Here is a 9,792-nt window from a genome sequence, read left to right on the forward strand (position 1 = left end):
CTCTTACTATGTTTCCAGTACAGGGGGAGTTACTATCGAAAAGCTCAAACAGTACATAAAGAATCAGGAAGGAGGGAAATAAAATTGGGTGTTGCTATCCTTCCCCAATCCGCTATGCTGAGATTGGGGACTGTCGCAACGAATATTCAATTTACTTGTCATCGTCATCTAGTAAAGAATCAAGATCGAATTCAGCTATATCACTATCATTAGACTCAGAATCATCCAACTCAAAGGGATTAACTTCAACATCATTAGATTCATCCACCAAAGCCCCTAAATCAAACTCATCATTATCATCATCCCCAGATAAGTCCAAATCTAAGTTAAACTCATCATCGGAAGCAGAAGTTTCTTCCTCAATTCCCAAATCCGCAAAATTTAACTCCTCATCCCCATCCGTGGATAATTCATAGTCACTGTTTTGCTCATCGGTAGCTTCATCGGATGTCTCAAAAGATTCAAAATCGAGTATTTCATCATCATCAGAATCAGATAATTCGGTTTCAATTTCTCCAAAAATTTCATCCCCACCCCCATCGATGTCAGCGGTTTCTTCGGACTCCTCTTCTTCAAAAATGGAAATATCAAAGTCATCAGAACTATCATCGGAAATTTCTTCTTCCGCAGAATCCTCTGCCATAATATTATCCATCATCTCAGAAAACTGCTCCCCTATTCCTTCCACGGTAGCAGAAACATTTTCTCCCAACTCGTCGAATGATGCTTGAGCATTATCTACCATTTCACCCATCCAATCTTGGGCATCTTCCGTAAACTCTTCCAAGGATTCTTGAGCATCTTCCACCGTTTCCCCAATCCAGTCTTCGGTTTCTTCTGCTAACTCCTCACCTTCTTGGGTAAATGCGTCTAAAGATTCCTGGGTATCTTCTGCGGTTTCCCCAATCCAATCTTCGGTTTCTTCCCCAACTTCTTGGACACTATCCGTAAACTCATCTAACGATGCTTGGGCATCCTCTGTGGTTTCCCCCATCCAATCTTGAGCATCTTCGGTTAATTCTTCTACTTCATTGGTAAACTCTTCTAAGGATTCTTGGGCATCCTCTGCTATTTCTTCTGTAAATTCTTGCGCCTCCTCAACAAAGGACGATTCTTCTTCTGGCTGATAATCATCGGCTAATTGTTCGACGTAGTCTGCGGGGATTACCTCTGCACCAAAATTTTCTGGTTGTAAATCTAGCTGAGTTTCAGGCAATTCTTCTTCACTTTCATACTCTTCCCTCACTGCTCTAATCTGGTTATCTAACTCTTGTTGATAGCTAGTAACTAATTCTTCCATCTGAGCTTGGTAGCTTTGTTCTAGATTTTGTTTTTCCTCTTCTAGTTGAGTGCTTCTCTGTCGTAGGGATTCTATTTCAGACTCGAGGGGCTGTAGTTGAGCAATTTGGGCTTGTAATGACTCAATTTGGCTTTTGGCGGAGTCTAATTCGGTGGTATCGACGGAAGCCTGTTGAACTTCACTTAGGGTACTTTGTAGTTGATTATTTTGTCCTTCTAGTTCAATAATTTGATCGTTGAGGGCTTGAATTTGATTTTCGTAGGTATCTTTTTGTAAGGAAATTGTTTGAGCAGATTCTGCTTGATATTCTTGTCTGAGGGATGCAATTAATTCTTGTTTTCTGGTTTCAAAATCCTTTTCGGCTTGTTTGAGGGCTTTTTGTTTCTCTTTTTCGATTTCTTCTGGGTTTACTTTGTCTTTTCCTATAAAAAACATTACCGCCGCACCGATAATGATACCAACGATTCCGATAATTATTTCCATATCTTATGCCTCCGCATTTATATTATTTTTTATTTGTTATGAACTATTTTTTATTTTTAGTCTAAAAGTATTATATTGATAAAATTTATTTAAGAATCTTATTTTATCATTTTAAGTATTTTTACTTAGTGCTTTCGTAGGCCTCATAAACTCCTTGAACGTTATACCAGTTAAGGAAAATACGGGCTATTTCTAGGGCTAGTTGGGGTTTTCCTTGATTAATGAGCCACTGTAGTAACGGTTTCATGGTTTTTTCGTTTAATCTCCCCCCAAGGGATAAAACTCCCCATAACAGGCGATGAATCCAAGTCATTTGAATCATCATTTTTACTTCGTAGGTGGGATGTTTTTGATAGAATATTACGCCCATTTTTCCCCGTTGGATTTCCTGTTCGATTAGTTTGGGTATTTGTTGGAGATTGAAGGGAGGATGCCAGTGGTAGCCTACGGCTTGAGGAGTTTTGATTAGTTTTAGTCCTAATTTTTTTAGTCTAACTCCTAATTCTAGGTCTTCCCAACCATATTGCCTAAAGCTAGGGTCAAAATTTCCTGCTTTTTCTAACCATTTTTTTGCGATCGCCACGTTACCTGTAGCAAAATAGGCTGCGGAAAAGTCAGTAATTTTATAGGGTTCTGAGGTAGGATTATCAAAGTTAGCGGTGTTAATTACTGCTCCATAGGTAAAAATGCGGTCATGTCCTAATTTTTCTTGGGCTTTCATTAGGCTTTGGGCGTGGGCATTGAGAAAGACGGGAGTAACCACTAAATCACTATCGATAAAAATTATGGTGTCTCCTTGGGCTTTTTCGATACCTGTATTACGGGCGATCGCCGCTCCTTGATGATTTTGTAGGAAAAGACTAACATGGGGAAAGTGGGCTTTTTGTTCCTCAATCCAACGAATAGTATCATCCGTAGAACCATCATCCACCACTACAATTTCATAACCGTGAATCAAAGCAGAATCATAATCCTGTTGCTCGAGCGCCCCTAGACACTTTTGCAAAATCGGCAGACGATTATAAGTAGGAAGAACGATACTAAAAAACACTCTTTTGACCCAAAATAAATTATCTATGATTTTACCCTAGATCTTGTCTAACCATATCTTTTTCGAGATGATTGGTATAAAAAAATACCTTTAAAGGATTTAATGAGAAAAATACCAAAACTGTTATAACCCTTTAATTATAAGCAAACAAAGGTATTAGGAGCGAACTTTTACTTATAATTTCTTATCAACCTGAAAACTATCGACACATTTTTTAGTCAATATACATATTACCATAGTGATCAACAGCAATTTTTAAATTATCGATATTCTATATAAGTAACAAAGGTGCAATTTTTAAAAGAAATTATTGGGCGTTGGTGGTCAGAATTTACCCTACAAACGAAGTTGATGGCAACAGCTACCCTCGTTGTCTCCCTCGTCATGAGTAGTTTAACTTTTTGGGCAGTGAACTCCATTCAACAAGAAGCACAAATAAACGACACCCGTTTTGGTAGAGATTTAGGGCTTTTGTTGGCAAGTAATGTTGCCCCTTTGATTGCTGAAGACAACTTAACAGAAGTAGCTCGTTTTTCAGGTAGATTTTATAACAATACCTCCAGTGTCAGGTATATCATCTATGCTGACCAAGAAGGAAGCATTTTTTTCGGTATTCCCTTCTCTCAAAGTGAAGTAAAAAACTCCCTCACCATTCAAAGAAAACTAGAACTCCCCGAAGACTATAACCACGACATAAAATTACCCATGGTAAGGCAACACAGTACCCCCGATGGGCAAGTAACCGATGTATTTGTTCCCCTTGTGGATGACCATAAACCCCTAGGCACCCTAGCCATTGGCATTAACCCTAATCCTACCCTCGTGGCTTCTTCTAACCTCACCAGAGATGTCACCATTGCTGTATTTATCTCTATATGGGCGATGGTCATTTTAGGGGGGGTATTTAACGCCCTAACCATTACCCAACCTATTAAAGAATTATTGTTGGGGGTTAAAAATATTGCCGCAGGAAACTTTAAACAAAGGATAGACTTGCCCCTAGGGGGAGAGTTAGGGGAATTAATTCTCAGTTTTAATGAAATGGCAGAAAGGCTAGAAACATTTGAAGAACAAAATATAGAAGAATTAACCGCCGAAAAGGCTAAGTTAGAAACCCTTGTTTCCACCATCGCCGACGGGGCTATTCTCCTCGACTCTCAACTAAAATTAGTATTAGTAAATCCCACGGCTAATAAAATGTTTGGCTGGGATGATAAGCAAATAATTGGCAAATATTTATTAGATTTTTTACCCTCAGAAATTGGTCAACAGTTACAGAAACCTTTGAAAAATATATCTGTGGAAGAAGGTCATACGGAAAACGATGAAAACTATCATATTTCCCCCACCAGAGGAGAATTTAGGGTTAGTTTAAAAGAACCAAATCAGCACACTTTTAGAATCTTAATTACTCAAGTTTTAGATCAAAATAAAGAGAATTTAAAAGGCATTGTTATGACCGTTCAAGACATTACTAGGGAAGTGGAATTAAATGAAGCAAAAAGCCAATTTATTAGTAATGTATCCCATGAATTAAGAACTCCTTTATTCAATATCAAGTCTTTTATTGAAACGTTGGCAGAATATGGAGATGACTTGACAGAAACCGAGAAGGTGGAGTTTTTACAAACCGCTAATAGTGAAACCGATAGATTAACCCGTTTAGTGAATGATGTACTGGACTTATCTCGCTTAGAGTCTTCCAGAAGTTATCAATTCAAGGCTCTTGATTTGGAGCAGCCCATTGAGCAAACCTTAAGGACTTATCAATTGTATGCGAGGGATAAAAATATTCAACTGGTAAGAGATATTGAACCTTTATTACCCCCTGTTTGGGGTCATTATGATTTACTGTTACAGGTGTTTACTAATTTGGTGGGTAATGCCCTCAAGTTCACCCTTAAAGATGGCACTATTACCATTCGAGCTTATGGAGTGAAAAATAATGCTGAACAGCCCGATGAGGTATCCCATGTGCGAGTGGAGGTGAAGGATACGGGAATTGGTATTGCAAAAGAAGATCAAGAGGCAATTTTTGACCGTTTTTTCCGAGTCGAAAATAGGGTGCATACCCTCGAGGGTACAGGGTTAGGACTTTCTATTGTTAAAAATATTGCGGACAAACACCATACTAAAATTAACTTAGTAAGTGAGGTGGGAGTGGGTACTACTTTTTGGTTTGATTTACAGGTTTTTCAGGAGGAAAAGGTGGCTCTCACCCATTAAGTTTTGGTGTTACGATATTTCGTTTATTTGTTGTCTAAATTCTACCACTTTGCCGATAACTGCGATCGCCGGGGCTTCAAATCCCGATGATTCTACTTTATGAATAATATTATCAAGATTACCATACAACTCCTGCTGGTCGGGTCGTGTACCCCAACGAATAAGAGCTATGGAGGTTTGGGGAGTGAGTCCTGCGTCTATTAGTTGAGGGATAATTTGATGAAGATTATGGATACCCATGTAGATAACGATAGTTTCAGAACCACGGGCGATCGCACTCCAGTCCACATTAGGGCGATATTTTCCCACCGATTCATGACCAGTGACAAAAGTAACCGATGAACTATAACCCCGATGGGTAACGGGAATCCCTGCATAGGCAGGGGCGGCAATGCCAGAAGTAATACCGGGGACAACCTCTACGGGAATACCAGCCTTCACTAGATCTTCCATTTCTTCCCCACCCCTACCAAAAACAAAGGGATCTCCCCCCTTCAGACGTACCACAATAGCGTGTTCACGGGCTTTTTCGATTAAAATTTCATTAGTTTCATTTTGGGGCAAAGAATGCCGTCCACGGCGTTTTCCTGCGTTAATTTTCTCGGCGTAGGGGCTAATTATATTTAGAATTTCTTCACTAACCAAAGCATCATACACCACCACATCTGCTAATTCTAACAGGGATTTTCCCTTAACCGTGAGTAACCCCGGGTCTCCCGGACCTGCTCCCACTAAATAAACTGTTCCTACAAAAGAATTTTGACTCATAAATTAAGGGCGATCGCCAAGGAATTGCTACACAGAGTTAAACGTTAACTACCAGAATAATAACTAACCATCAAATTATTATTAGTTAATTTTAATACATTGTCCGTAACTTTGATTATGGCCTTGCGGCGATATAGTCTTGATATGAACCCTTTTCCAACACCATAGTCGCCATACTAGGAAATAGAGGAGGAGAAAAGAAATAACCTTGGGCAAGTAAACATCCATGGCGCTGTAACCAGATTTTTTGCTCAACGGCTTCCACACCTTCAGCTATTACCGCCATACCAATGGACTTAGACAAAACAATGATTGATTCAGTAATTAATTGATTGTGATCATTTAATTCTAAATTATGAACAAAACTGCGGTCAATCTTGAGAATATCCACAGGTAAACGGTGTAAATAACTAAAACAGGAATACCCTGTACCAAAATCATCAATACTAATAGAAATATTCCTTGCCTTGATTTTATGTAACAAGTTAGAAGTCAACTCAATATTTTCAATTAACATACTCTCGGTAATCTCTAATGTTAGAGTGTGGGGTAATATCTCATAACGAGAAAGAGCATTATCTAAACTCTCAATTAAACAGAAATTTAACTGTTTTACCGAAAGATTAACACTCAACCTTAAAGGATAGTTAAACCTTTTTTGCCAGATAGATAATTGTTTACAAGCAGTATCGATAATCCATTCTCCCAACGGAATTATTAACCCCATTTCCTCCGCAATAGGAATAAATTTTAGTGGAGAAATCAATCCTTTCGTGGGATGTTGCCAACGGATTAGGGCTTCAAAACCTTCAATAACATTAGATTCTAGGTTCACATAGGGTTGATAGTTTAAAACAAATTGTTGATACTCTAAAGCATTGTGTAAATCATTTTCCATCTGTAACCTTTCCACCGCTTGGGAGTGCATAATGGGGTCAAAAATGGCATATTTGCCCTTTCCACTTTGTTTTGCCTTATACATGGCAATGTCGGCATTTCGTAATATGTTTTCGGCATTTTCTTCTTTTTCAATGCTAGTGGTAATACCAATACTGGTTTTTATAAAAACTTCTTTATTATCTAAAATAAAAGGTGATTCTAAGGCTTTGATAATTCTTTTAGCTATCATGATCACCTGTTGAATACCTTCAATATCTTCTACTAAAACTACAAATTCATCTCCCCCTAACCTAGCCGCAATATCAATTTCTCGGATAAATTTTTTTAACAAATTAGCCATAGCAATCAGTAATTTATCACCGATGGAATGTCCTAAACTATCATTGATTATCTTGAAGTTATCTAAGTCTAAAAATAATAGGGCAAAGTTTGTATCTTGATTTCGTTTTTGTTTTTGGATGGCTAATTCTAGTCTCTGGGTTAATAAATCTCGATTCGCTAATCCCGTTAGTTTGTCATGGAGGGCATTATGTTTTAATTGTTCTTCTACTAAGATGCGATCGCTTATATTGGTAATAGTACCGACATAACCCTTAATATTGTTATGTTGATCATACTCTGGTAAACATTGTCCATATACCCATACGATGGATTTATCAGGACGTTGAAAACGATACTCTAAATCAAAAATGACATTATTTTTAATAGAGATTGTCCAATCTATGGCTTTTTCCCTATCTTCGGGATGAATACCCGTCAACCAGCCTTCAGTTTTAATTTGTTTTTCAGATAAACCCATCAACTGACAACAGTATTCATTCACATATAAACAGCTAAATTCTGTATCGGTTTTAAATATTCCTACGGGGATAGTATTAGTAAGATGAATATAGTTATTCTTACTCTCTTGTAAATTTTGTTCTATTTTTTTTCGATAAGTAACTTCCTTTTTTAGAAAATAGTTCCATAAACCTAATAAAATGATTCCAAAAAATGGGAGGTAAATCATTAAGTCTAAGATAATATTTTGGATGTCTCTCCAACTAAATATATTTTCTGGTTCTAGCCATTTACTTATTGCTTGATAATAGATAGAGTTACGATCATCAATTAATGTTTCTAGGGTAACATCTAACGTTGGCAAGATATTTCTAGGATCATCTTTTGAAGTGATAAAGTGTAAACGAGCAGGATTAATTAAAATATGAGTTCTGGAAATATTATATTCTGCTAACTTTTCTTTTCCTAAAAAGTTATTAACAAGTCCTGTATCTATTTCTCCATTGTCTAAGAGTATAAAAATATCTTCAAAATTATCCACTTCTACTAATCGAGGAAACACTCCAAAGGCTTGTATTTCTTGTTCTAAAACTTCCTGCTGAATGCTAGATTTAAGAATACCAATGGTTTTACCTTCTAAGTCTAAGATTGAGTTTAACTTTAATCCCTGTCTAGCATATATTTCTGACCAACTAGCCAACACTACATTACCATTAAAGGCAAAGGTGCGATCGCGCTCAGGAGAATAAGCCACATCAACCATCAAATCTAGTTGATTATCCTGAACCTGATTTAGACACTCACTCCAAACACAGGGTACATAAACGATAGACCAATCATTTTTACGGGCAATTTCATTAAGAACATCTACCCAAAAACCAGCGGGTTTACCATTATCATCCACAAATACTTTAGGACTATTTTGATAAATTCCTACTTTTATTTCTTCCTCTAAATCTGGAAAATTGTTTTGTGCTAAAGCTATTTTTCCCGTTAAAATTAAGGCAAGGCAAGTTAATAAAATTATGCTGTGTCTGACATATTTTACATACTTAGAAAAATAACTTTTCATAACATGGAAGTTGGTTTTTTACTAATTTGAAATCTCAGAAAAATAAAGCTAATATTTAAAGAAAAATCAGAGGGAAGATATATTTAATAAATACCAGTTAAACAAAAAAACTAATTGATACTAAGTTTGATTTATAAACTGCACTTTTATTTATTATTTTGGCAATAGATTTAAGCCTATTGTTTATTTTATTAGTATGCTTTTTACTATAGATCCAGTATGATTACCATTTTACTTACACTTTATCCTGAAGTAATTATAAAAATATACGTATTCACACAGAGATAAAATTTGAAATTTTTCTATTCTTGCTGACCATTATAATCTTTCAAATATGGAACTGGTTATTTATTATTGACCCCAACCCATGAAGAGTAAATAAATCAAGGACTGAATTCTTGTATATTAGAAATACAGAAAAGTAACTATATATTTAATTTTTTATTGAAAGTATGACCAGCAATAATCGCCGATATAATATCACTACCTTCGGCTGTCAGATGAATAAGGCAGACTCCGAACGCATGGCGGGGATATTAGAAACCATGGGCTATGATTTCACCGAAGATCCTAACGAAGCTAATGTAATTGTATATAATACCTGTAGCATTCGGGATAATGCAGAACAAAAAGTTTATTCTTATTTGGGCAGACAGGCAAAAAGGAAGCATAAAGAAGGGGATCTAACCCTTGTGGTGGCTGGTTGTGTGGCACAACAGGAGGGAGAACAATTACTCAGACGTGTTCCTGAAATTGACTTGATTATGGGCCCTCAACACGCTAACCGCCTTGATAGTTTATTGGATCAAGTTTTTGCAGGAAATCAGATTGTAGCTACCGAGCCTGTGCATATTTTTGAGGATATTACTAAACCTCGTCGGGAAAGTAGTGTTTCGGCTTGGGTAAATATTATCTATGGTTGCAATGAAAGATGTAGTTATTGCGTAGTACCTAATACTCGTGGGGTGGAGCAATCCCGCACTCCCGAAGCCATTAAGGCGGAAATTGAAGAAGTTGCCCGTCAGGGTTACACAGAAATTACTTTACTGGGTCAAAATATTGATGCCTATGGTCGTGATTTACCGGGTACTACGGAAACGGGCAGAAATAAACATACCCTAACGGATTTACTGTATTTTATCCATGATGTGGAAGGTATTGAGCGAATTCGCTTTGCCACTTCCCACCCTCGCTATTTTACCGAGCGCTTAA

Annotated in this window: 6 protein-coding genes and 1 pseudogene; 3 read left to right on the forward strand and 4 right to left on the reverse strand. The window is 37.1% G+C overall.

Features of this window, described 5'->3' with window-relative positions; translation table 11 throughout:
• Positions 1-82 (forward strand): annotated as a pseudogene (locus ACXITR_RS09065) (IS200/IS605 family transposase); the annotation flags it as partial.
• Between the two features lie 69 nt (positions 83-151).
• Here ACXITR_RS09065 and ACXITR_RS09070 read toward each other — a convergent pair.
• Positions 152-1,783, reverse strand: a complete 1,632-nt coding sequence (locus ACXITR_RS09070) for a hypothetical protein (protein ID WP_457996906.1) — start codon at positions 1,781-1,783, stop codon at positions 152-154.
• 121 nt (positions 1,784-1,904) lie between these two features.
• Complete coding sequence (locus tag ACXITR_RS09075; protein ID WP_457996907.1) at positions 1,905-2,834, reverse strand: glycosyltransferase family 2 protein; 930 nt, start codon at positions 2,832-2,834, stop codon at positions 1,905-1,907.
• Between the two features lie 288 nt (positions 2,835-3,122).
• Between ACXITR_RS09075 and nblS the strand changes: the two genes are divergently transcribed.
• On the forward strand, positions 3,123-5,060 hold the full coding sequence (gene nblS / locus ACXITR_RS09080) for a two-component system sensor histidine kinase NblS (RefSeq protein WP_457996908.1): 1,938 nt from the start codon (positions 3,123-3,125) through the stop codon (positions 5,058-5,060).
• A gap of 9 nt (positions 5,061-5,069) precedes the next feature.
• Here nblS and cobA read toward each other — a convergent pair whose 3' ends face one another.
• Together cobA and ACXITR_RS09090 are read right to left on the reverse strand one after the other, a co-directional pair.
• A complete protein-coding gene (gene cobA, locus ACXITR_RS09085; protein WP_457996909.1) occupies positions 5,070-5,828 on the reverse strand; it encodes a uroporphyrinogen-III C-methyltransferase in 759 nt (252 codons plus the stop codon).
• Positions 5,829-5,943: 115 nt separating this feature from the next.
• Positions 5,944-8,580 (reverse strand): EAL domain-containing protein, encoded by a 2,637-nt coding sequence (locus ACXITR_RS09090; RefSeq protein ID WP_457996910.1) that lies wholly within the window; start codon positions 8,578-8,580, stop codon positions 5,944-5,946.
• Between the two features lie 452 nt (positions 8,581-9,032).
• Here ACXITR_RS09090 and ACXITR_RS09095 point away from each other — a divergent pair.
• The coding region (locus ACXITR_RS09095) for a MiaB/RimO family radical SAM methylthiotransferase (protein WP_457996911.1) at positions 9,033-9,792 on the forward strand (760 nt) is incomplete at its 3' end.

The sequence above is a fragment of the Cyanobacterium sp. genome, assembly GCF_054166785.1.